This window comes from Bacillus shivajii, assembly GCF_020519665.1.
Taxonomy (GTDB): domain Bacteria; phylum Bacillota; class Bacilli; order Bacillales; family Salisediminibacteriaceae; genus Bacillus_CA; species Bacillus_CA shivajii.
Genome location: NZ_CP084703.1, coordinates 314,415 through 338,578, shown reverse-complemented (window position 1 = coordinate 338,578; position 24,164 = coordinate 314,415). Strand labels below are relative to the sequence as shown.

At 37.3% G+C, this 24,164-nt stretch carries 22 protein-coding genes, 1 pseudogene and 1 riboswitch; of the genes and pseudogenes, 4 read left to right on the top strand and 19 right to left on the bottom strand.

Annotated elements, in window-relative coordinates; all coding sequences use genetic code 11:
- The first annotated feature begins 225 nt into the window (after positions 1-225).
- A pseudogene (locus tag LGQ02_RS01750) lies at positions 226-1,190 on the top strand (arsenic resistance protein).
- A 33-nt stretch (positions 1,191-1,223) separates the two neighbouring features.
- On the opposite strand, the gene LGQ02_RS01745 reads toward LGQ02_RS01750, so the two are convergent.
- Positions 1,224-1,910, bottom strand: coding sequence for a hypothetical protein (locus LGQ02_RS01745; RefSeq protein ID WP_226516540.1), 687 nt, complete (start codon positions 1,908-1,910; stop codon positions 1,224-1,226).
- A gap of 161 nt (positions 1,911-2,071) precedes the next feature.
- A complete protein-coding gene (locus LGQ02_RS01740) occupies positions 2,072-2,275 on the bottom strand; it encodes a hypothetical protein (protein WP_226516539.1) in 204 nt (67 codons plus the stop codon).
- A 101-nt stretch (positions 2,276-2,376) separates the two neighbouring features.
- Here LGQ02_RS01740 and LGQ02_RS01735 point away from each other — a divergent pair, with 101 nt between their 5' ends.
- A complete protein-coding gene (locus LGQ02_RS01735; RefSeq protein WP_226516538.1) occupies positions 2,377-2,937 on the top strand; it encodes a hypothetical protein in 561 nt (186 codons plus the stop codon).
- Between the two features lie 104 nt (positions 2,938-3,041).
- Positions 3,042-3,365: a hypothetical protein gene (locus LGQ02_RS01730; protein ID WP_226516537.1), complete on the top strand. Its 324-nt coding sequence runs from the start codon at positions 3,042-3,044 to the stop codon at positions 3,363-3,365.
- 57 nt (positions 3,366-3,422) lie between these two features.
- Here the strand turns inward: LGQ02_RS01730 and LGQ02_RS01725 are convergent, their stop codons facing one another.
- Together LGQ02_RS01725 and LGQ02_RS01720 are read right to left on the bottom strand one after the other, a co-directional pair.
- Positions 3,423-3,647, bottom strand: coding sequence for a hypothetical protein (locus LGQ02_RS01725; RefSeq protein WP_226516536.1), 225 nt, complete (start codon positions 3,645-3,647; stop codon positions 3,423-3,425).
- 414 nt (positions 3,648-4,061) lie between these two features.
- Complete coding sequence (locus tag LGQ02_RS01720; RefSeq protein ID WP_226516535.1) at positions 4,062-4,706, bottom strand: pentapeptide repeat-containing protein; 645 nt, start codon at positions 4,704-4,706, stop codon at positions 4,062-4,064.
- A 530-nt stretch (positions 4,707-5,236) separates the two neighbouring features.
- On the opposite strand from LGQ02_RS01720, the gene LGQ02_RS01715 reads away from it, so the two are divergent.
- A complete protein-coding gene (locus LGQ02_RS01715; protein WP_226516534.1) occupies positions 5,237-6,349 on the top strand; it encodes an acyltransferase family protein in 1,113 nt (370 codons plus the stop codon).
- A gap of 55 nt (positions 6,350-6,404) precedes the next feature.
- On the opposite strand, the gene LGQ02_RS01710 is transcribed toward LGQ02_RS01715, so the two are convergent.
- From LGQ02_RS01710 to LGQ02_RS01635, 15 genes are all read right to left on the bottom strand, one after another.
- Positions 6,405-6,761, bottom strand: a complete 357-nt coding sequence (locus tag LGQ02_RS01710) for a response regulator (RefSeq protein ID WP_226516533.1) — start codon at positions 6,759-6,761, stop codon at positions 6,405-6,407.
- On the bottom strand, positions 6,754-7,242 hold the full coding sequence (locus LGQ02_RS01705) for a chemotaxis protein CheX (protein ID WP_226516532.1): 489 nt from the start codon (positions 7,240-7,242) through the stop codon (positions 6,754-6,756). The genes LGQ02_RS01710 and LGQ02_RS01705 overlap by 8 nt, the downstream gene beginning before the upstream one ends.
- Positions 7,243-7,290: 48 nt before the next feature.
- The gene (locus LGQ02_RS01700) at positions 7,291-7,752 is read right to left on the bottom strand and encodes a chemotaxis protein CheW (RefSeq protein WP_226516531.1); all 462 of its coding nucleotides are present in this window, start codon (positions 7,750-7,752) and stop codon (positions 7,291-7,293) included.
- Between the two features lie 188 nt (positions 7,753-7,940).
- The gene (locus tag LGQ02_RS01695; RefSeq protein WP_404802397.1) at positions 7,941-8,825 is read right to left on the bottom strand and encodes a methyl-accepting chemotaxis protein; all 885 of its coding nucleotides are present in this window, start codon (positions 8,823-8,825) and stop codon (positions 7,941-7,943) included.
- Between the two features lie 953 nt (positions 8,826-9,778).
- Positions 9,779-9,863, bottom strand: a riboswitch (cyclic di-GMP riboswitch).
- Between the two features lie 821 nt (positions 9,864-10,684).
- Entirely contained in the window at positions 10,685-11,536 is an 852-nt protein-coding gene (locus LGQ02_RS01685; RefSeq protein WP_226516529.1) for an Rpn family recombination-promoting nuclease/putative transposase, read from the bottom strand.
- 125 nt (positions 11,537-11,661) lie between these two features.
- A complete protein-coding gene (locus LGQ02_RS01680; RefSeq protein WP_226516528.1) occupies positions 11,662-12,642 on the bottom strand; it encodes a ring-cleaving dioxygenase in 981 nt (326 codons plus the stop codon).
- Between the two features lie 80 nt (positions 12,643-12,722).
- A complete protein-coding gene (gene wrbA / locus LGQ02_RS01675; RefSeq protein WP_226516527.1) occupies positions 12,723-13,334 on the bottom strand; it encodes an NAD(P)H:quinone oxidoreductase in 612 nt (203 codons plus the stop codon).
- A gap of 358 nt (positions 13,335-13,692) precedes the next feature.
- Complete coding sequence (locus LGQ02_RS01670) at positions 13,693-14,151, bottom strand: MarR family winged helix-turn-helix transcriptional regulator (RefSeq protein WP_226516526.1); 459 nt, start codon at positions 14,149-14,151, stop codon at positions 13,693-13,695.
- A gap of 127 nt (positions 14,152-14,278) precedes the next feature.
- Positions 14,279-14,845, bottom strand: a complete 567-nt coding sequence (locus LGQ02_RS01665) for a TetR/AcrR family transcriptional regulator (protein ID WP_226516525.1) — start codon at positions 14,843-14,845, stop codon at positions 14,279-14,281.
- A gap of 79 nt (positions 14,846-14,924) precedes the next feature.
- A complete protein-coding gene (locus LGQ02_RS21240; protein WP_264184001.1) occupies positions 14,925-16,346 on the bottom strand; it encodes an efflux RND transporter permease subunit in 1,422 nt (473 codons plus the stop codon).
- Entirely contained in the window at positions 16,339-17,505 is a 1,167-nt protein-coding gene (locus LGQ02_RS21235) for an MMPL family transporter (RefSeq protein ID WP_264184000.1), read from the bottom strand. The genes LGQ02_RS21240 and LGQ02_RS21235 overlap by 8 nt, the downstream gene beginning before the upstream one ends.
- A 462-nt stretch (positions 17,506-17,967) precedes the next feature.
- Positions 17,968-18,165, bottom strand: a complete 198-nt coding sequence (locus tag LGQ02_RS01650; RefSeq protein ID WP_226516524.1) for a hypothetical protein — start codon at positions 18,163-18,165, stop codon at positions 17,968-17,970.
- Positions 18,166-18,291: 126 nt separating this feature from the next.
- Positions 18,292-19,215, bottom strand: a complete 924-nt coding sequence (locus tag LGQ02_RS01645; protein WP_319003503.1) for a DMT family transporter — start codon at positions 19,213-19,215, stop codon at positions 18,292-18,294.
- 70 nt (positions 19,216-19,285) lie between these two features.
- Entirely contained in the window at positions 19,286-19,840 is a 555-nt protein-coding gene (locus LGQ02_RS01640; protein ID WP_226516523.1) for a hypothetical protein, read from the bottom strand.
- 89 nt (positions 19,841-19,929) lie between these two features.
- Positions 19,930-23,847 carry a VWA domain-containing protein gene (locus LGQ02_RS01635; RefSeq protein ID WP_226516522.1) on the bottom strand — a complete coding sequence of 1,306 codons (3,918 nt, stop codon included), beginning with the start codon at positions 23,845-23,847 and terminating at the stop codon, positions 19,930-19,932.
- Positions 23,848-24,164: the final 317 nt, after the last annotated feature.

Sequence of the window (24,164 nt, the reverse complement as noted above, 5' to 3'; positions counted from 1 at the left end):
GTGGTATGTTTTGTTACAATTAAAATGATACCACATAGGGTATATAAAGCAATAATATGTACCATACTGTCACATAACTTTCACACCTTTTAAATTGTGATTAGTATACGTTATGTTAACTAGATATCAGAGATCTCTACTCACAAACTATGTAGAAACCTATAATATTAAACATCTGCTATGCTAAAATAAGAAACAACATTATTAAAATGGAGCTTATTCGAAATGAATATCATTGAGAGATTCTATACATTTATAATATTATTTGCCGTACTAATCGGCATTGCTTTCGGCCAAGTTCATGTGATTCACATAAATGCCGAAACAGTGATCACACCAATGCTCGTCATCATGCTTTACTTAACCTTCTTACAAATTCCATTGGCGAAAATACGAGAGTCATTTAAAAACATGAGGTTTACGTATACATCCGTCGTGTCGTGATTAACTTTATTTGGACTCCAATTCTTGCGTGGATCTTGGCGTCTTTGTTTCTGCCCAACCACCCAGCACTTGCGATCGGGCTCATCATGCTACTTGTCACCCCTTGTACGGATTGGTACTTAATTTTTACAAGGATGGCGCGGGGGAATGTTGCCTTATCTACTGCGATATTACCAGTCAACCTATTATTGCAAGTTGCATTATTACCTATTTATTTATGGATGTTTTATGGTGAAACGGGTGTTGTCGACATGATGACGTTAGCTCAAAGTGTTGTAATCATCGTCATTCTCCCGCTTCTTCTCGCTGCTCTTACAAATGCATGGTTAAAAACTCGATCATCTTCTCGCGAAAAAATATTATCTTATGCAGAGAGTCTCCCGATCATTTTTCTAAGCTTGGCGATTGTCGCAATGTTCGCTTCGCAAGGGCATCTGTTAGTGGAAAACCTCGATCTCATGTTAAAAATGGTTGTGCCAATCTTCCTATTCTTTCTCATTAACTTTATCGGCGTTCAACAAATCGGGCGGCTCATCAACCTCCCTAAGAGTGACAAAGTAAGTTTAAGTATCACGACGCTCGCTAGAAATTCGCCGATAGCACTAGCGATCGCGATGACGGCGTTTCCTGACCAACCGCTGATCGCATTGACGTTAATTGTCGGTCCATTACTTGAACTCCCTCTTTTAGCCGGGGTCACACACGTGCTTTTATCGCTTAACCGAAGGAATAACAAAAGGCATTAGAGAGATCGATCTCTCTAATGCCTCTTCTTCTTATTACGAACATAAGTCTTTATCTTCACTTACATTTCTTGCACACTGGTCACGCACTTTTACTTCATCTAAATACCAGTAAGCTTTATTTTGGTGCATGGTCAGTTTCATGTCCCTTCCAGCTACCGAATCATCCTTGAAACCGTAATTTAAAATATATCCAACTGCTTTATATTCACTAGGGTATTCTATTCTTAACGTTGTTTCCCACACATCTAACCCTAACCAACTCATCGTTTCTTCTTCCAACATCCATTCATACATTAATGCAGTCGGTGTTTCCCAGCTTTCATCCGTAGGGAGATAAAAATGATCCGCGTCCCCTTCCCAATCACGCCATTCGGTAGTTCCACGCATCCAGCCATTTTCTTCAGTCATTGAAAAATCCCTGACATATTCCCAAATTTGAGTATCCGCATCTCTCCATAATCTTGGGGCTTCCTCTTTGGAAATTTTAATATACTCATCTTCATATCCTTCTTGACCTTCTAATTGTTGAATTGCTTCCTTAAGATCTTGTTGTTGACCTTCCAACTGTCGATGAGCTTCATCTAGTTCATTTTCGCGCTCATCTAATTTCGCATAAAGGTCCGCCAATTCCCCTTCTAACGCACCCACTTTTTCTTCACTATTTGAACACGCACTAAACATAACGAACAATAATCCAAAAATGATTAACCGCTTATACAAAATATCCCCCCCAAAATAATAGCCATGAACACAATTCATGCGTTCGAAGCTTATAAATCATTCCAATAAAATGTGGTCTTATATTGTATATATTTTACATAAACAGCCAAATCCCTTTTATTCTTTTTATGACACATCCAGTGCCATTATTTTTTCACACGTCACCCTCCCTCGACACACGTTACTTCAGAGCTTCCAATAGCTGCATTTATTTCTTTGATCAGCTGCTTTAGCTCCTCACCTTTTTCAAATGCCTTTAATGCTTGATTTGTTTTTGGTGCAATCTTATATTTTTCAAAAACGACAATCGTCTCCGGCCAGCTATTTGCAATTCCTGAAACAGGCATGTCTTTTGTAATAACCATGTTCTCCCTCCATCGAAGATTAGATATTTCAATTATAATACGATAGTATCAAATGATAGAGTACATTCACTCGTAAAACACGAATATAGGCGGTGCCGTTTATGACATTAAAATTGAAACTCATCATCTTTTTATCTCTCTCTATCCTTGTCGTTACTGGGCTCATTTTCAATGTCGGCTTTTCAGATGATGTTCACGACATCAAGGAGGTAGTCATCGCATCTCAGAATGACCCTTCAACGGAAGTCATTCATATTGAATTTTTGAATGATCGTAAGGCGATTGCGTTTTACGAACGCGCAACTCATGAGTACAAATACTTTGGTAATGTCGCATTGCAACAAAAGCTGTTTAATTGGCAATCTGCTGGTGGCTCAGCAAGTTATATATCTAAAGATTACCCTTTGAACTGGACATTCTCTAACTTAGAAAAACAAGGGTTTAACGACTACACCGATTTATTAAGTGGAAAGATTACTGACCCTAAAATAGACGTTGTTCAAATTAAAACGAAGAATGACAATGAGTACGAAGCGCAAGTCATTGAATATCGACCAGGAGAAAAATTTTGGTTTTTCGTTAGTGACGGTGAAAATTTAATCGGTTCCACTGTCACTGGACTTTCAAAAGCCGGAGAAATTATTGATGAAATAACAGGATAAACACATGTCATGGGGATTGGCCTATTTTGCATATAGACAAACGTCGTACTGCCAGTTACTTGAATAGGATGTTGTTGACAGATAACAGGAGAGGAGACTGCAATATGAGACATCATCCATTTTTTCATCAACACCCTATGCACGTACATTGCCCAGATCCATGCGCGTTCGGACATATGGGGCCAATGGGACCTATGGGGCCAATGCACCCACAATTCGGAGGGCCACAAATGACAATGCCAGCTCAACATGATCCATTCATGGGACAGCAACCATTCTATGACAACCACATGTGGAATAATCATGGCTTCCCACCTGGATACATGCCGATGCATAATAACGCCTGGGATAATAACTGGGGGAATAACTGGGACAACAACAACTGGAATAACAACAACTGGAATAATAACAACTGGAATAATAGTTAAAAAGTACGATGTAAAGGAGCATAGCACAGCTACGCTCCTTTTAATTTTTACGTGTTATTAAAATTTTTGTGCTACAACGTAAGCAAAAGTTGCCGCTATTACCGCTTTTATTAAAGGCAAATACGGGTAGTACACGTAGGTAGTTATACTACTAGTTGCACCGTCTATTTCTGACATGTCCAAATCTTTTAAAAATATCGATGTAACAATCATGCCCGAAATCATTTCAAAAGCGATTAAAAGTATTACAAACGTAATAATAAATAACATATATTTTTTCATTTTGAACACTCCTATAACTAGTTATTACGTATACCTCGTGATAAAGTTTCAAGCACCACTAATAATTGGAGTATCCTTTCTTGGTTATCTCTCGTTGTATAATTATAAAAAATACCCTTTAGTAAATTCAGTTATACTCTTTTTTTCACGATTTGAGTCCACCACATTTGACTCCGGGTCAGCTGAGTCAGACTCAATTTTGTAGGGCTCAAAAATCAAGAGAAAATAAGCGAAAGTAAGTAAAAACGAGGTCAGACATCCCCATCCAACAAAATGTCTCACCGCACGCCACTTTAAGACCCATAGTTTCCCTAAAACACTATGAATGAAAATAAAAGCACCGGTCCCTGATTAAATACACAACACTGATTTGCTTAGCTAACAAACCAAAACATTCATAAGTTATTCAAATCACTACTCCTTCACTGTAAGACCGAGGGCTTTAGAAAACCCTATCGCCTGCTCAGGGGTTACAATACACCCTGGTAAATGTTCGACAGTTACAGTGATGTTTTCGAATTGGCAACTACTTAAATCAATCCCTTTCAAACTTGTTCCAGCGATGTTAAGTTCCTCAAGGCTACATTCCTCAAACTGTACCCCATTTAACTTACATTCATACAAGTCGGCATTGTTCATTAACGTCTCACGGAACTTCACATGTTTTATATCAGAGAAACCAAACGACGCATAATTCGCTGTACACTCCTCAAACATGACATTCCGAAAAGTTGAACCTGACAAATTTGCACCAGTTAACTTTGACTTAGTAAAAACAGCACGGTGAATAATTGCATCACTAAAATCAACATTAGAAAGGTTACAATTATCAAAAATGACATCAGTCAACTCGATATTCCGAAGCGAAACATTTTCAAATGTCACATTTTTAAAGAACACTTGATCAAAATATAATTTGTCTGTGAATTGATTAAGAATCGTGCAATTAACCAATTGACCAGAACGAAGCTCATCCTCATCGCTCAAGTTTTCCGAGATTTTAAGAATGGGTAAACGTTCCGGTAACTTTGCTCGTTCAATTTTCAAATTATTTTTCATTGTGCCATCTCCTTCACGTGTAGCGAAAAATCTTGTTCATTCTAAAATCTCGTTGTACTTGTCAGACAAGCTTTCTTATAAAAACGACATCTCTCAATTATTCATTCGCCGGTAGTGAAGTATTCCCTTCCTCCGCACATGAAAATAGCATTTTCTTCAAGAGTCATCCATCTAAATATTCGGTCTATTCGGACAGAGATTTGCAATTTCTTTCGAAGTATATGAATGTACACTCTTTTGGTTGAATTTGGTAAAAGTAACATTCCAACTTTTAATACACCATAGGAAGGAAGTTAGGGGAGTCGTGTTGTACGCAAAAAATGAATAAAACGTAAGAACCAATACGATCGGCACATTTTTCACTCCCCTAAAAAAAGTGATTATTTACACTCTTCAACGGGTATATGGCTACGTATTCACTTAAGATTTTATAAAGATGAATTATGCTTCTTTACATATATGAGTGCCCATTTAATGACTGCTATTTAAATCAAACGATCAACTTTACATTCTTCCAAGGGGCGTTGCTGATGAAAACAAAGATTATCAATGAAGCATACTGGCATAGAGCGCTTGCATGTATTGCTGTTGTGATCACTCATGCTGTAAATACAACACTTACGAATTACGAATTTACAATTTCACAATTCAATGAATATGCTCTTATCTTAATTAGATTTATAGCTTTCTTTGGAACACCAACGTTTATTTTCATATCAGAGCTTCTCCTTGCTCATGCATATCCTAACGGTGTTCCAAAAGGTTTTTTTATGAAACGAATCAAGTTTTTATTGTTTCCATTTTTAACGCTTGCTATTGTGTTTGCAAGTGTAGAGAGTCGTACACAAAATGAATTTTTTCACCAAGCCTTTTTCAACATTTTTCTAGGTGGCTATACTGGCTATTTCATATTAATTATCTTCCAATTTTACATTTTGCATGTCATGCTACATAAACAATTGTCAAAATGGTCTCCGAAACTCGTTTTATGTGTCACATTCATGATGAATGTCGCTTACTTAGCTTACTTTAATTTCACGGCGCCAATAAACATTCCATTAGGCGAGTATATTTGGCAACGGGGCTATTGGTTACCATTTCTAGGGTGGGTGTTCTACTTTGCCTTAGGCTATTACTGTGGGAAAAACTATCAAACGTTAAAAGAAAAAGTGACAGAGTATAAAAAACTTATCATTAGCATGACTCTCATGTCACTGCTTCTGATGATCTTTTTCGTTAGAAGTGACACCTTAACGGTTGTTTCTTCAAAAAGAGCGGACATGATTTTTTATACAACTGGAGTCATTTTTCTTGTAATCATGTTAACATCACAGCTGAAACACGTTCCTAAACCAGTTCTTTTTATGAGTAAATATTCGTTCAATATTTATTTGCTTCATAAAATTTTTCTCTATTATTTAGAGCCCATAAATGGGCTACATCCGCTTATCTACTTCCTTTTCGCTATTGCATTTTCTATCTTTGGAGCGGTTCTTGTTTCAATCATGTTACGTGCCTTTTCATTTAGTCCCTATTTTATTGGCAAAACGTTGCCTGTTCCCTCACATTTGAAGCGGAATAACCACCAATATGGCAGGGAGATCCCTAATAAAATCGATGTCATAAATAAAGACAGTTTATAAAAATTTTTTAAAAAAACGAGACAGGTACAACATTGTACCTGCCTCGTTTTGCGTCTTATAAAAATTTACTTATTGCCTCTTCAATTCGCTCATCCGTAAACGGTTTTACAATAAAATCTTTTGCACCAGACTGAATAGCTTCGACAACCATCGATTGCTGTCCCATCGCTGAGCACATAATAATTGTAGCATTACTATTAATCTTCTTAATTTCCTTTACTGCTTCGACACCGTTCATGTTTGGCATTGTAATATCCATCGTCACTAAGTCAGGTTGTAATTCTTCGTATTTCGCAACTGCCTGCTCCCCATCTTCTGCTTCTCCGACGACTTCATGTCCTAATTTCGTTAAAATGTTTTTTAGTTGCATTCTCATAAATGCAGCATCGTCTGTAATTAAAATTTTACCCATTGAATTCTGCTCCTTTTAACATCATGTATGTATTAATTTTTCCGTGTTCTGCTAAATGAACAGGAAGACAAATTGACTTTTCAAAAGCTGTATATTTAGAATTTCCGACGATAACCGTAGGTGGAGAAATATCTAAGGATACCCCTTTTTCTGAAGTGTTAGTAACCATATTGCCAGAAATCATATTCCCTAATTCACCAGTAAATGATTCTAGCATGTCTCCTTCTAGTTCCATACCATATAACGCTTTTCCTACAGAACTAAACGTTTGGCTCTCCCCTTCGAGTAGTATTTGCCCAGACAAATCCCCATTCACTCCAATCAACACACCAATTTCAGTTTGTCTGAACGGCTCTTTTACGATCGAAGGTTTGCTGACTGTCACGTTGGCTGACATGACTTCAGTTATCGCTTTTGCCATACCATTTAATGCGTCAGTAATCATCTCATTATAATCTTTCGTACTAGTAGCTGTTGACATACATTCACCTCCCTAGGACACCATTTACAGTGACGACTCATTTATTTATTAAACTACTTCTTTTAATTTTTGAAATAAGTGAGCATCCATTTCTGTTAGCATATATTGAATGTCCGGCAAGAGGATCAACCGGTCCTCCATCTTTACAACATTCATTGATTTCGTAAACTCATTTTCTGCAATATTTACTGATTCAACTTTGTCTTGAGGGATATCGAGAACATCATAGGCATGGTCGACAAGAAGCCCGACATTTGTATCCTCAATTTGTACGAGGATGATTCTATTTCTTTCATCTGCTTCAGAATGTTGATTTAGTAAATATGTCCGTAAATCTAAAATTGGTGTTACGGCGCCACGAATTTTTGTTATTCCTAAAATATGTTCAGGGGTTTTGGGAACAGGAGTAATCGTCTGTGGCTTTTCGATTGCAATTACTTGCTCGATTGGAAAGCCAAACTCCTCATCACCAACCCGACATACAACAGCTTTATTAAATTGTTCACTCATGGTTGTCCTCCTTCTATTCGCTTCCAAGTCTCTTTTCTATTAAGTATAAATGGTATCTAGGAAAAAGTAAGTAGTTCTTCTTCCTCTTCTCAAAAAAAATTAAACCTAGTAATATATTATACTTAAATTTTAAATGCATCTAAGCCGAACTGCAATTCTTTCTTTACTTTTTACCGATATATCATTTTTTACATCTCACTTGAAACTTTAAACTTTCGAACGAGCGCATCTAAACTAGTAGATAAATCTTGCAATTCACTGCTCATGTTCTTTAACTGGCTCATTGCGGCTGCCTGTTGATCTGTCGCTGCGGCAATTTCTTCTGTACTTGCTCTTGACTCTTCAACGACAGCAGAAGTATGATTTACCGACTCACCGACTTGTTCACTACTATTTGTCAGTTCTTTAATGGTTTGTGTAATTTCAGCCGTTTGCTCTTTTATCGATAACATAGACTGATTGATTTTGTTAATCGTTTGTTCCGTATTGCCTACCTCTTCTACCATCCGATCTATTTCATTTCCACTTAATTTTGTATCTGTAACAATTTCTTCGATGCCATGATGGATCTCATTGACTAAGTCTTGGATTTGTACCGTTGAATCTTTTGATTCCGTTGCAAGTTTTCTTACTTCATCTGCAACAACAGCAAACCCTTTTCCGTGTTCACCCGCTCTAGCAGCCTCAATTGATGCATTTAATGCTAATAAATTTGTCTGCTCGGAAATGCCGTTAATGATTTCAATGACTTCATGAATTTTTTGAGACTTATTACTCAATTGGTTTACGTTTTCGATTGTCTCACTTACTTGTTTTTTCGTAGAATCAGACCTTACTTTTGCTTTAGAAATCGCTTCTACTCCTGTTTTTGCTTGTTCGATGACATATGAAGCTGATTCATCGACATGTTCAACACTGACCGAAAATTGTTGTAAACTTGAAGCAGTCTGAGTCGTTTCTTCAGCAATACGTCCCACTTCCTCGACCAACTTTTCTGAAGCCGTTGAAAATTCATCAACACTTGAAGCAATCTGCTCTGAAGATTCAAATGTCTCACCTAATGACTCTTTCATTTCACTTGTTCTTTTTTGCAACGTCCCACTTGATTGCTGGATTTCCTCAATTAATTTTTGCATTTGATCTGCTGTACCATTAAACACATGTGATAGTGTTTCGAATTCATCTCCCGTTTTCAATTCAATCCGCTTTGTATAGTCGTTTTCCATAAATGATTGCGCTAATTTCGTCAATTCATTTAGTGGTTTTTTGAGAATCAAGCGGATAATGACGTAAGCACCGAAAGCACCTAGCAAAATACCGACTCCCGCAGTTACCACATTGATGACCAGGACATTGTCACTATAATTTTGAGCGACCCCTGTAACCGTCGTGCTTAATGAAGTAATTAAAAAAATTAAAACAATGATTAGTACCGTTAATTTCGTTTGCAGTTTTAGTCGTACTTTAGGTGCCTTCTTCTGTTCAGACTTCCGTTTCATCTTTCTCTCCCCCTCTTTTTATACAAAACTTTTTCATCGCGCGAAGCACTTTTCCCACTAGTCAGATAATTAATGGTGTAGGAACAATTTCTTTTCTAGCTGTTCCCCCAAGAAATCTAACTTAACTGTTCATTTTTTATTTGAATTTCTGCGTTGTAGTAATTGTAATTATTAAAAAATAGATTCTTAAACAGAACTTGGCTTATCGGTAAAGAGATTCTTAGTACTCTTCACCTCCGACGAGTAACCGCAGGAGCACAAAGCAACAGCTTCGTCGAAATAACTCCGACCTGCGACGAGTAACCGCAGGAGCACCGAGCAATACCTCCAAGAATAAACTCCGAGCTGCGACGAGCAAGCGTAGCGGCGCAGGAGCAAGCGAAGTGTGCTTACATAGAAGCTCTTAGGCTTTAGTGCAAGTCCTAATGGCGAAAGCCTTAGTTGCCGTTATACTATCAACCGAAATTATATAAATTCTGATAGTATAAAATAAAAAAAGCCCATACCTCAGGTATGATCATTCTAGAGAATGCAGCTGGCTGGCATACTTTTTTTAGTTTAGCCCCTTTAGCTTTGCGTCCGACCTTTTCAAGTCGTTTGCCCTGAGTATTTAAACTGAATAGGACTATTATAACACTTCAAAATCATTATAACCAACACTTTTCTACACTATCTCTACTTATTTAACATCATCGGACAATTTCCGACACCTGAATTTTATCAGTTTCCCCACACGGTAAAAAATCTCCAAATTAAAAGAAGAGAGCGAGGCGCTCCCTTACAAATTTCAAATATAAAAAACGATTTTCCCAATTTGTTTTGATAAATTCTAACCTTTGAAAGGCTTTATGATATTCTTCGAGCGAATAGATATGATTGATCACCGGTTTGATATTATATTTTTCAATAAACTGTAGCATGTTTTTATATTCTTCTCTGCTCCCCATCTTTGTACCTAATAAATTATATTGTCCGTAGAAAAATTCACGAATGTTTATTTGTACGTCATCACCTGCGCTCCGAAGAATTCTCAGCTTCTACTGAAGAACAGCTATCAGTTGTAGAGGAGCTATATTCACATTCGGAAAACATTAAAGAATTAGCTGAATCATTACAAAATGAAATTGAACGTTTTCACGTATAACTCCTAAAAGCTCAACCACTGATTGGGCTTTTTTATTTTTGAAACAAAAAATGTCGATGAAATCTTCATTCTTACACGTCGAAAATTACAAACGAATCGTATTCTCTGTTTCATTATAAGTTTTTTTGTTGAAAAAAAGTTAAACAAACGTTTGTTTAGTCCGTACCTCTTCGTCACCATCACAGCCCAAAATCAGCGGTATGTTCATACCCACAGAAGGCAACGTAATAAATACAAAAAAAGGCTTGCCCCTATGCATCACACGCACTAGAGAACAAGCCCTATATTTTTACTTATCATTTTTCAGCCCTAAAACCTCTTCTTCCTTCAATCCAGTCACTTCAGTAATAAGTTGTAAGTCTAAACCTTTTTTCAACATCTCACTCGCTACTTGGTTGACTCCTTTTTCAATCCCTTTCTCCATTCCTCTACGTTCATAAGAAACCATCACTTCCATTACCTTTTCTCCTTCTTTCTTATCCATTTGTTTCACCTCTTCGATTAATTGATTTTCCTCTTCTGATGACAACTTCAAGTACGTCTCGAAAAATCCTGTTAGAAGTGTTTGTCTTGCCATGTCTATATTCATTCTTACGATCATACGTAGAAATTCTTTTTTCACTTCTATTCGTTCACTATCATTATATCCCATTTTTGCTAGTAAAGCCGCTGCAACAGGGTTTTCTTTACGAACGAAGTCTCTCCAATTGTGCTTTTTTAATTCTACTTTCAAAAATTGATAATGCAATGTTTTCAAAAATGGAAATGATATTTCAAAGATGTTTGGCTCATTGCGGATTGTGTCGTAGCTGAATATGGCAATCGGTACTATCTTTCGTCGGTATTTCTCATACAGTCTTGAAAAGTAAAGGAACATTCGTTCATTGAAGGAGTCTTGCGCATAACTTTGAGGTTCTAAGTGGATGATAATTAAGCTATCTTCACCTTTCAACTTTGTTTCGGCTAAAAGGTCAACTCGATATTTTTCACCGGCGGTAACATCTGTGTACAATTCTTCAGACAAAAAGTTTAACTCACTGAAATCAATTTCTTCGTAAACCTCTGGGAAAAACAACAACATAAACTCTTCAAAATAGGTCGTTAACAACTCTTTAAACAAGCGATCATGATCTACCGTCATCGGCGTCCCTCCCCCCATACACAAACGTACGTTCTTATTAATGGTATTATAAAATGAAGCCTTAACAAAATCAACAAAAAACCTCCTAAAGCTCTGCTGCTTTAAGAGGCCTTCACTTCGTTCGTTTAGTACTCCTTCTCAAACTTTTTCTTACTTCTGACTGTATCAATCGGACGAACCGCTTTTTCAATTTGATCACGTTTTGATTCCAAAAATGGCGGTAAAGACAACTTCTCCCCAAGTGTTTCATAAGGCTCATCGTCCATAAATCCAGGTCCGTCTGTTGCTAACTCAAACAAAATTTGTGGTGCGACTCGAGTGTACATCGACTTAAAGAAGAAACGGTCAACATAGCCAGATGTTTGGAAACCAATTTGGCCTAAACGATCAATCCATGATTCTAGTGCGTCACGATCTTCGACTCGAAATGCAGCATGATGCACCGTTCCAAAGCCTTGGCGAGCCGTCGGAAGTACTTTGTTAGGTTCAACAACAACTTGCGCCCCATTTCCACCTTCACCTACCTCAAATAAGTGAAACGATCCTTCCTCGTCAATTTCTTTAAACAAGAAAGCTTTTTCGAGTACTTCCTTGAAAAAATCAAATTCCGCAACTCGAATATAAAGTGGCCCTAAACCAGTAATCGCATACTCTAATGGAATTGGCCCATCTTGCCAAGGCGTTCCAGCAGCAACACCATTATCGTTTTCATCTGAAACGAGTTGGTATTGTTGATCGTCAAAGTCAACAAATGATAACGTTTTTTTACCAAACTGCTCTTTAATTCCTGTATGTTTAACACCTTGCCGATCAAACCGTTTCACCCAATAATCTAATGCAGCATCACTTGGTACACGAAAGGACGCTTTATAAATTTCATTTGTCCCATGAGAGCCTTTCGGGATACCAGGAAAATCGAAGAACGTCATATCCGTTCCAGGACTTCCCGTGTCATCTGCAAAAAATAAGTGATACGTCTGAATGTCATCTTGGTTCACTGTTTTTTTTACTAAACGCATCCCTAACACATACGTGAAAAATTCATAGTTTTTCTCCGCACTGCTTGTTATCGCTGTTACGTGGTGTAAACCTTTTATTGCATTCATGCCATTTCCCCACTTTCTAGAGTGTATCCATCAATTTTTTTAAAGAGCTAACCGGAAACTCCGATTAGCTCCTATGATTATTATTGATTTCCTTTTTTAATCCATTCTCCTACTTGAACTGTACGTTTTGCTTGATATAATACACCTTTTTTCACATCTTCAACCATATTCCCATCTTGGTCAACTGTGACACTCACGCCATACGGGTTTCCGCCAACTTCAAATTGGACAGGGTCTGTATATCCTGGTGATGCAATGATTGAACCCCAATGGTGCATCGTTTGGTATAAAGCAAGAATCGTTGCTTCTTGACCACCATGCGCGTTACTTGCTGAAGACATTGCACTTACTGCTTTGTTGGCAAGTTTTCCGTTAAACCAAAGGCCGCCAGTAGTGTCTAAAAACTGCTTCATTTGTGCTGGTACGTTGCCAAAACGAGTCGGTACGCTAAAGATGATCGCATCTGCCCATTCAAGGTCATCTAACGTTGCTTCAGGAACGTCCTTCGTTTCTTCAAGATGTGCTTTCCATGCCGGGTTTGATTCGATCGCTTCTTGAGGAGCAAGCTCTGGTACTTTTACCAGTTTCACATTCGCACCTGCTGCTTTTCCACCTTCTTCTGCCCATTTTGCCATTTTGTAGTTTGTTCCTGTTGAACTGTAATAAATAACTGCTAAATTAATGTTTGACATCTCAATCGACTCCTTTTTACTTCCAAAGATTTTTTTGATGAATTCCATCATGATCACCTAACTTCCTTAGTATGCGAAAACCAGGTATACCATCCTACTTACTTCTTTCCCAACTTTTATGAGACTTACTCATTATATCTCAAATTCAGTTATCTCTATTTCGAGATATAAGGCCTGGAAAATGTAGAACGTAACCCCTCCCCTTATTTTTTGAAAACTTATTTAATATCTCTAATTCGTATTATATACTATCGTTTATTTCGAATTCAAGATATTTCACTTTATTTTTGTAAGTTGTTATAAAAAGTATAGATTTATAGCAATTTAGAAATTCGAAACATTCCCTTTTTCATAAAGTTTACAGAGGATCTGCAGCATAATATCCTAGCTTTTTCAGTTGATCAATGACAAGTTCTTTTTCTTTCGTATCGAGTCCACCAAATATGCTGTTAATTGCTTCTTTGTGCTTTGGGAAGATTTCATTCATCAAAGTATGACCTTCATTAGTAATTACCGCATACGTTATCCGACGATCTTTTGGGCATGGCTTTCTAACCAAATACCCTTTCTTTTCCAGCTTATCGACGACATAGGTAATGCTGCTACTCGCAATTAATACTTGGTCACCAATTTTTTGGATCGGCTGCTCCCCTTTACTGTATATTAGCTCAAGTACCGCAAACTCAGTCGGGTTCATTCCATACGTTTTAATATCCTCTTCCACTCGTTTACGAATCGTTTGAAAGGCACGGGATAAAACAACGAAAAGCTTTAACGATAATTCCTCTTCCAATTGTTTGTTATCTTGAGAATCCATTTATATCATTCCTTTTCAGGCATTATCTCGAATTCGAGAAGATTATATAACAAGTGTTATTTACTGTCAATTTTATTTAGGGGGAATAAAGAGAAAGCGAGCATCACCTTCATGCTCGCACTTCAATTTATTCAACAAATATCATTAATGAACGTACATACTGATCGACCTTTCGTTGTTTTTCCTCATCAGACATTGCTTGGAAGTCATTTTCATCTTCAAAAAAGACATGACTTAATAATATTCCGGCTAAAAGTCGTGTGCATTGTTCTACATCTACCTTTTGATCTTTTCTAGAAAAATGAGTGTCAATGGCACTTCTTAAGCTCGCTGAAATGATTTTCGGAAAGTTTACTTCTTCATCTAAGTTCCCCATAAAGCTTTCAGCAATTAACCTCTGCACAATCTTTCGATTTTTAGAGACCATTTCAAGCCGGTCCATTAGAATCCTTTCAAAAAATAATCTAGAATCTTCTGTATCCCCGTAAGCAAGTAACTTGTTTTGAAAATGCTTTTCGATCATTGACTTTATCACTGTTTTAAATAGATTTTGTTTGTTCGTAAACTTACGAAACAAGGTTACCTCTGCGACGTTCGCCTCTGAGGCTATCTCCTGGGTCGTTGCTTGGTTATAACCTCTTTTAAGAAAAACATCAAGGGCAGCATGTATAATTTGCTCTGTTTTATCTCTCATTAAAATCACCTTCACTATTGTAAGTCAATCATACACACAATATAACACAACGATGATTGGAAGGCATTTTTTCCATCGGTCATCCAGCACTTATTTGGTGCTTATCGACTTTCGTCTTCACAAAGCGATCAAGGATCAAAAGAACAGCCGGCATGACAAATATGATGCTACATAACGCTAGTAGAATATTAATAAAGGTCATTAAACCGAAATGACTTAAGATGACAAAGTCAGAGATAAGTAGCGCACTAAAACCTCCAGCTGTCGTAAGAGACGATACAATAATCGCCTTTCCGATTTTTTCGTTTGCAATATAGACTGCCCCTAAACGGTCAACTCCCTGTTTTCGTTCCTCATAGAATCGTTCCATTAATAAAATTGTAAATTCTGTCCCAATTCCAATAATGAGCGCACCTAATGTGGCAGTCAACGGTGTGTAATCGAGTCCTAGAAAGTGCATGATCAACCCTGACCAGCCAATAATAAAGCTGATCGGAAGAAGTGGTATAAATGCTTTAACCGGGTGGCGATACATAATTAAAAGACCTAAAAAGACTAAACCCATTCCGAGTAACGTCATTTTGTATCTTCCTGTTGATAAGGCAGAAATCATTTCAACATCGACGACTGTTTTCCCTGTGACCGTAACATCCAAGCCTTCTGGAACGCTTGACTCATTTAACGTCTCGTGTAATTGCTCAATAAATGTTTCAAGTTCATACGTTTCCATATGTGCAATGCCAAGCTTTATGACGCCTGCAGTTTCTTCTTCGTTGATAACCATCTTCCGTTGCTCGATCGGAAGGCCATCTAGTAAATGTGGGACGTCACTAGCAGTCGGTAATTCTCCTTCATTTATTTGTTTTAGTAACGTGTTCAATGAATTTATTTTCACAACTTCATTCGTGAACTCTGCCTGAAGTGATTCTGTCATATCTTCAGACCAGTTGAGCACTTGTTGACCGTAAAGGTTTTCTCCTTCATATAGAAGTGCCACTTCTTCAGTTGTCCCAAGAATCTCTCGCAATTCTTGAACTTCTGCTAATTCCTGCATGTCTTGCGGAATGAAATTCTCTACGTTCGTTTCAACCCCTGCATCGAGATCGATATAAATACCTACAACAGCAATAGCAATCGCCAAAGGAATAATGATCCACTTTAATTTTAAAACGAAAGTCGTAATCTTCTTTATCATGTTCTCGAGACTTGAACTTTTCTCACTTTGTTTTCGTGATTTCACCCGTTTAAAGTTAAACGTATCTCGAATAAAGAGTAACGGTATTAAAATGAATAACCCTATAAAGAAACTAATAACAATACCAATCGTTAACATTTTGCCAAAGTCCTGAACCATCGGTACTGGCGACGTATTTAATGCTAAAAAACCGAGGGCCGTTGCTAGTAGCGCAGTAAAAACAGCTGGACCCATATTTATGATCGTTTGTTTAGCAAACTTTTTCGCGTCTTGATTCATCAATTGTTTCCCTCGTTTTCTACTCACTTTCTACACCACCATTTTCATCTTGTGCCATTTCATCTGCATACCTACTATGGAATTGAATCGCATAATCAATACCAAGTCCAATTAGAATTGGAAAAACAGCCATTGAAACCATCGTCAAAGGAATCGATAACCAGCCCATAAATCCTACCGTTCCAATCACAGCGAATAAAACCATTACTAGCGGTAGTAGTCGCCACCTGACACGGAAAATGATAGAAAGAATAATGATCATGATCGTTACAGATAACATCATCATTTTTTGCACACTTTCCATCATCGAACTTTGAATCGCCTGATCAAGAACGGGTTTTCCTGACACGAGTGTTTTTTCTCCTTCGAATGGCTGTTTAGAAAGCGCTTCGTGAATAGAATCGATGATTTCATTCTTTGTAGCATCGTCAACGCCACCATTAAAACGTATATTCATAAGCACATATTCTTCATCAACCACAACACTTGAGAAAACGTCTCGCAGCTCATCCTCCTCATAAATGAGCGCTTCGATGGTTTCCTTCTCTTGCGGCAAACTCGGAACCATGACGTCAGAATAGCTTTCGATTTGTGCCAAGTTATCACGAATATCTAACAAATTTTCACCAAAGGTGTTTAGCTTACTTCCAAGTTGATTCAACTCTTTTTCTACGGATTGAAGTTGCTTATTTGCCCCCATACTTCGGGCTGGCAGTTGTTCAACACTTTCAGGTGATGCAGGTGAGTCGATTTCCATCGTTTGAAGTTGGCTCCCCATTTCACCAAGGCCTTCAATAATCCCGCCAACCCCAAAAAGGGATTGCTCGTGCTGTTTTGCTGTCATATTTTCAATGATTGTTACTGGACTAATGACACTATAAATTTCTTCATACTGTTTCAACGTTGTTTCTATCTCCTGCATTCTTTGAAGGTTGTAAGGAGAAAACAGTTCTTCCAAATTATTAGCCTGGTGCAGCATAATTACAGATTCCCCACCAAATTCCTTTTCCAGTCTTTCATTATCCTGATAAACCTGTGTATCTGTTTGAATGAGTGTATCGTTTCCTGTCGCCATTTCTAGGTTCGCAACACCTGGTACAAGTAATGCAACTGTGACAATGAAAAATGCCATCACTTTAAATGGTCTTGCAGTAACCCATTTCGCAACGAACTTAAAAAAATTCATGCCCTTTCCCCCCGACTAATGAATGTAAGTACTAACTTACATTTGTAATTGTAATGGGGCCCTTAAATTTTGTCAAATGCCATTTTACGTCTAGTTTTAAAACAATGTGGTGGGCAGTGCATATAGGGAGTGCCAGCATGCTAAGGTGCGAAAACCTGTTCATAAAATTAGAGGTAGGAGTTTTAATACAAGCCTTAACATTGAAAATGGCATGGAGATCTGTTTAGCTCTCCATGCCACCTATAGTAGTGTTGTTCGATCATTGTATTTTTCCATTAATCTTTAGATATACTAAGAAAAATTAATTAAGGGTGTGAAACAATTGTTTAATAACGAAATCAAACGAATCCTGCTTGGGAGTACAATCCTTTCCGCTATACTTAGTGCAACGATTATTGTCCTAACCTTGTATCATCATCAACAAGTAACCCGAATACTAAGTGCCAGACACTTGTCGAAAAATCATTGATATTCCTTTTTATATTTATATATTCGATAAAGGCTTCCTCCACCAATAATCATTGCAATGATGATGTATAGATTGCCTCTTTCAGTATCAAACAAATTAAACACCGATCCAATAATGACAATGATTGCTATGATTAGAATGAAAAGGTCAAAGCCTTTCTCGAATTTTTTACTTGCAGGAGCATTACTCATCCTTATCCCCCTTTATGCTTTACAAACTTACCTTCTTAATTATACAACATCTCTATTAATTGTGTTTTCATCAAGTGCTTATAATTTCATAAGCGTATTACAAGCGACTCGCTATTACAATCAACTTTATTGTGCATGCTCCCTTGCAACTTTTCCTTCTCCCTCCGATTGTTTTGCTTGTGTCGTTAATACGACACCACCCATTACTGCAATTGCACCGATGATCTGCATGCTCGTAATTACCTCACCTAACCAAAAATAGGCACCTACCATCGTAAATACGGGCAGAAAATTCAGAAATACTGAAGCTCGAGAAGCCCCCAATTGTTGAACAGCGCGATTATAAAAGATCAATGCAACGAGCGATGGAAAAACCCCTAAATATAAAAGACCTGTTATATAGCTTGGATTCGCCAATGTTGGAACACCAGCAATGAACCATTCAAACATAACAAAAGGTAATAACACAATAACCGAAACACCTGTCATTACGAAAAGTGCCGCATACGGAGGAAGGAGGTGTATCCATTTCTTGACGTAAATTGAATAGATAGCCCACGTCCCTATTGCACCAATCATAATCGCATCACCAATATTCCAATCAATGTTTGCTAGTTGAAAGATTCGGCCATCCATCACGACCCATACAGCACCTATAAAAGATAATATAATGCCGAGCCATTGAACTTTTCGCAACCGCTCCCTTAATAACCAAGCACTTAAAACAACTGTGACAACGGGAATCACCGTTTCAAGCACAGCTACATTCGTCGCAGTCGTAAACTGTAATGAACCATATATAAATGTGTTAAAGAAAGTTACCCCTGTTAACGTCATAATTAATACCGGCTTTTTATATTGCAAGAATGTTGCCCTATGCCTCCAAGCACTAAGAATCCCTATCGGCAATATAACAATAAAAGCTACCAAAACACGAAAAAAGGCAATTGTAAATGGCGGTAATTCGTTAATCGCTTTTCCTATAAGAATATTCCCTGCATAAAAGATGACAACGAAAATTAGTAATATGTATGAATAAATAATATGCACCTCATTTTACAAATTCACAAACACTTTTATAACAACGTAACACTACCAATAACGCTTTCCTCTGATCCAATTATAGATGATTCATTAAAAGAGACATGATCGTCACACCTATAATCATTAATAGTAATGATAAAAAGATAGCTAAGATATTACGTTTCCTGCCACCACGGATTATATATGTTACAGGTACAATAATAAAATATATAATTGTTAAAATAATCAGCGGATACCCAAAAGCATTTGGCAAACAAAGAAGTTCCACATATAGATAGACGTAAAATAAATATGATTGTAATAATAACGTCACTAGAATCGTTGCATATATTTTATGCTTAAACGTTGATTTGAATTGTGTTTTCCTCAGCTGATAAAGAAACAAAACACAAATAATAAATAACAATAACGGGATCATTTGCGACCAAATAGAAATGCCTGTCCCTATACCACATTCTATTCGTAAGTAAATAAAAAAATATAGGATAGAAAATTGAAGTAACGTTGATATAGTAATAAATATCCACATATAGCCGCGTTTCACCCCTGAATGCGGTAATAAAAAGATTTGCAAACACAAAAATGATAGAATGATAACAATAAAAATAAAGAGTAACGTTTCACCCCACATGGTTGACCTCCGTTCCTCATTGAATAATAAGAGCTGTCCCACAAGTGCTCTGCATCTTGTTATTGGGACAGCCCATACAGCTCAATAGATTACCTTGTTAATAATTCGACTGTTAAATCAATAACTCCTCTATTTCCGTGAATAGGACTATGAGTAACCATACTATCAGGTCCTGCAAAGACATATCTTTTTCCTTCAAGAAGCTGGTCCCCCAAGTCATCTTCAAACATTTTCATTTTCCCACTATAACCTAAACCACCATTTAACGTTACCCATCCATCTGTTTCTCTAATATTAAAATTGTCATCATTTAAATGCTCGCTCACCCAATCTAGGAACATGTCTCGCTCATCGCTATTAGAAGGTGATGGTGGCTCAGCGTCCCGATAACATGTCATATCACCCCATGTACTTTCATTACAAGTTGGAGATATAACAAATCTCGGTGTTCCCTCAGCATTTTTTTCAGAACCGATAAACCGATCCCTTCTAAGAGCAGCCCCCATCATCATGTGATATTCCGTTCTCGAAGCGACATAATCTCTTTCATCTGGAGTATGACCAGGGATCACTTCACTATTATTGTTCAATGCTCTTATTTGGTTTTCTACTACTAGTTTTTCATATAAATGACTGTCTCTATCAAGGTCTTTAAAAGCATTTACAGGACCCCACCCAGCTACATCAAGATAAGTACCGAAGTGTGGCGTCGCCCAGGTGACTAGATTATCAATATAAACCACTGGATCTGTATCTAACTCATACATGGAGCGAGTAATTAAACCTCCCATACTATGAGCAACAACATTTATCACAGGCTTATGGTGGGGCGTCGGCCTCTCTAATTTGCCTTCATTTATTAAATTATTTAAGTATGCACGAAAATCAGCATCGGACCCTCTTGCATAAAACGTATCATCACTCTCTCTCCAACAGCGTGCAGTCCTTATATCCGTATCACCACATGTTCTCGATGTAATGTAGGCTTGGTTAGCATAGTTAAATACCATTACATGTTCACTGCTGCTATCAAACATTGTTCTAGGATTAGGAGCTCCATGATATTTGGTATACAATCGTTCATATAAGCGTCCAACATCAAAGGCATTTACTTCTTGGGAAGAGGTATTGGCAAACGTTAAACCATTTGTTTGGGTATAATTGTCTGCTTCTTTACTATCCATTCCCCAAGGCGCTAAATCATTATATGCCCCATATACGTTTCCAACATTTGATTGAACTCCATGTAATAAAAATGTAGTAGGTTGATATTCTTCCAATGGGTGATTGTCAATTTTATCCCAATAACCATCTCCATCTGTGTCGACACGATTCGGATGTGAATAGAAGTCATACACTTGTACTTCTATAAATTCTGGACCAGAACTTGAGGGAACCGTAATGACTCCCGAACCTCTAGGTGGGAAAACGAGTTGTTTACTATCTGCATATCCATCACCGTTCGAATCCGTTACTAAGTCATTAGGATCTGGCTCTTGTTTTAGCTGTGTTGTCGTTCCATCTGATAAACGAATCCAAACACCATCTGATACGTCCTTACTAACTAGTCCAACAATTTCTAAAAGACTTGTGTAAAAGTCACTATAGAGGTTATTATAAACCCCACCAGTCGATGTATATAACGGAGCATATAAATCTTTCCACGTACTCGTTGTAATAACAGAAGTTGTTATATCATCTTCTACTAAATTTTCTATCACATCTTCCATCGAGTTCACATCAGGAAAGCGTGTTTCTTCATTGTAATTTGCATCAGTAATTAAGATCATATGACGACTGGCATTTTCCCGAAAGCCCATTCTTCTTCCTTCTTCAAGAGCATCAACAGCAGATTCCGGAATAGGCCCTCCCCCTGTTGCGGTCATTGCTGCTACTTTATCTTGAAAATCTTCAGGATCTAAAAACCATCCAAGATTTTGTGTTGAATCAGGCCCATCATACGTAATATCTTTATAGTCTATCAAACCAAGGCGGGCATCGACGTTTTCTAAGTTTAATTTTTCAGCAAACTCAATCACATTGTTCCGTACGTTACTAATGGCCCCACCCATTGAACCAGTTGTATCAATGACAAAGACTATATCTGCTACCCCTTTTTCTACAATCGGGGTATCCCAAGAATTATCGTCATCAAGGTCCACACCCCAAGACCTTAATAAAGTAGGAATGTGAGCTACATAATAAATGCTAAAATGATCAACAGTTGTTGAAATCGTATGATTTTCTTGGTCAAGAGTAGTATCCAAGAGTTCAATGTTGCCTTTATCATAGTGCACAATTGCAAGTTCTTCTAACTCATATGAATCATCCATCTTAAACTCTAAATCAGCATACTCGAATTCATTTTCTAGCTGAATGTCAATCGGTTTTCCAACAATATAAATAAGGTCTTCCAATAATTTATTTTCGCTATCATCACTCACCGAAATGGACCGGTTAATATCCCCTTTCCCTTTAATTGTTAGCGATGGAAGTGCAACATTATCATCTGTATGCACCTCTTCTAAATTTTCAATTTCAACCTCTTGAACTAACAATTCTTCTGAATCAATGACTCCATTTCCATTTGTATCTTTCAAAAGTGGATCAAAACCTAGCCGTACTTCACTTCCATCCAATAAACCATTCCCACTCGTATCTGGGTTCAAAGGATCGGTCCCATAAATGTGTATCTCTTCATAATCAGTAAGTCCATCATTGTCTGTATCGGAGTTCCAAGGATCTGTACCATGTTGATATTCTTCTAAATTTGTTAAGCCATCTCCACTAAAATCTAAATCTGCAACTTCGGAATCCATATCAGAAGGATCTGAATTTAACACATAATACTCATAACCATCTGGAATCCCGTTTCCATTTGTGTCAGGATTGTAAGGGTCTGACCCTATTTCTAGTTCAATTTTATCTGGTAAGCCATCTCCATCAGAGTCAACTTCTGCCGTATCAACGATTACGACGTTAGAAATCGGTTCTTCTTCTTCTGCTCCCGTAATAAGTTCTACATAATAGAAATAAATGTTTTCATCCCACCCTAACGTCTCTTCATAGAAGGGCTCTTCTACTGATGTTATGAGCTCTACCGAATCGGCATATTCCCATGTGCCCTCAGATTCATCATGTAATACTTCTCCTCGATAAAGTCGGTATTCATCTACTCCTTCGACAGTAGACCATGAAAAATCAACCACATCTTGATCCCATTCAAAATCTAAGATAAAAGGGCTATATTCCACCACTTCATTTGAATATGGACTGATTTCTTCACCTGAAACGGCCTCTACAACATAGTAATACGTTGTAAACTCCTCAACATCACTATCTACATAGGTTGTATCGGTAACATTAGAAGCGAGTATGTCATAATTACCACTTTCTGTTCCCCGTTTAACAGTATATGAATCAGCTTGATTAATTTCATTCCATCTTAGTATATTTATCGTAGGCTCTGGATGATATAATGACAACCTCGGTTCTGGCTCTAGTTCAAAGTCAGGGTCATACTCCTCATAGTCTATTAACTCTAAAATTGGTGCCTGATTATAATAAACGGTAAAGGAATATGAAGCATTATTAGGTGCATTTTGTCTATTTGAATTATTGGCTGCTTTTAAGTGTAATTCAACTTGCAGCTCTTCAGAATCGACTTTTTCTCCATCCAATAAAATTTCGATAACGTTTGATTTAGCATCAAAAGTTGCACCCATTTCATCTTTGTTTATCAACACTTCAAAACTTCCTCTATTAAATTGCTGATAAAATCTGTTGTAATTTCTGTGAGATTCATCCAAATATATTTCAATTATCGAGCCTTCACTAAGCTGTTGTTTATGTTCAGGGATCGTATGTAGGATAGGCAGTTCGAACTGTTTATCCGAGTTACCTCTCCCTTCAGCAAAAGCACTATGCATGTTCATAGGTGAAATAAGTGTAAATAAAAGTAACGTAATTAAAAGCACACTTAAAGTTTTTTTTAATCTTTTTTTCACATTAAACACCTGCCTCTATTAAATTTTTTATATTAAATAGAACGATTTAACTACTCCCCTTTCCTCATTTTTCAAATCACAATCTATTATAATGATCATTCTATTTTTTGGAAGTTATGGGCCACCACTGTGTACCGGTACTTTGGTGTAAAATGTCAAATTTTGGTGTTTAACGTTTTGTTTGAAGTAAAAAGCAAGATTAGTAGTAATGTCGGAATCGTTAGAGACTGTAAGTATTCAAGGCGGTTTAAACATTATCTCTAAAGAGGTCATTGGTTAATAGTATGATATGTAAAATAAATCCAAATACCTATCAT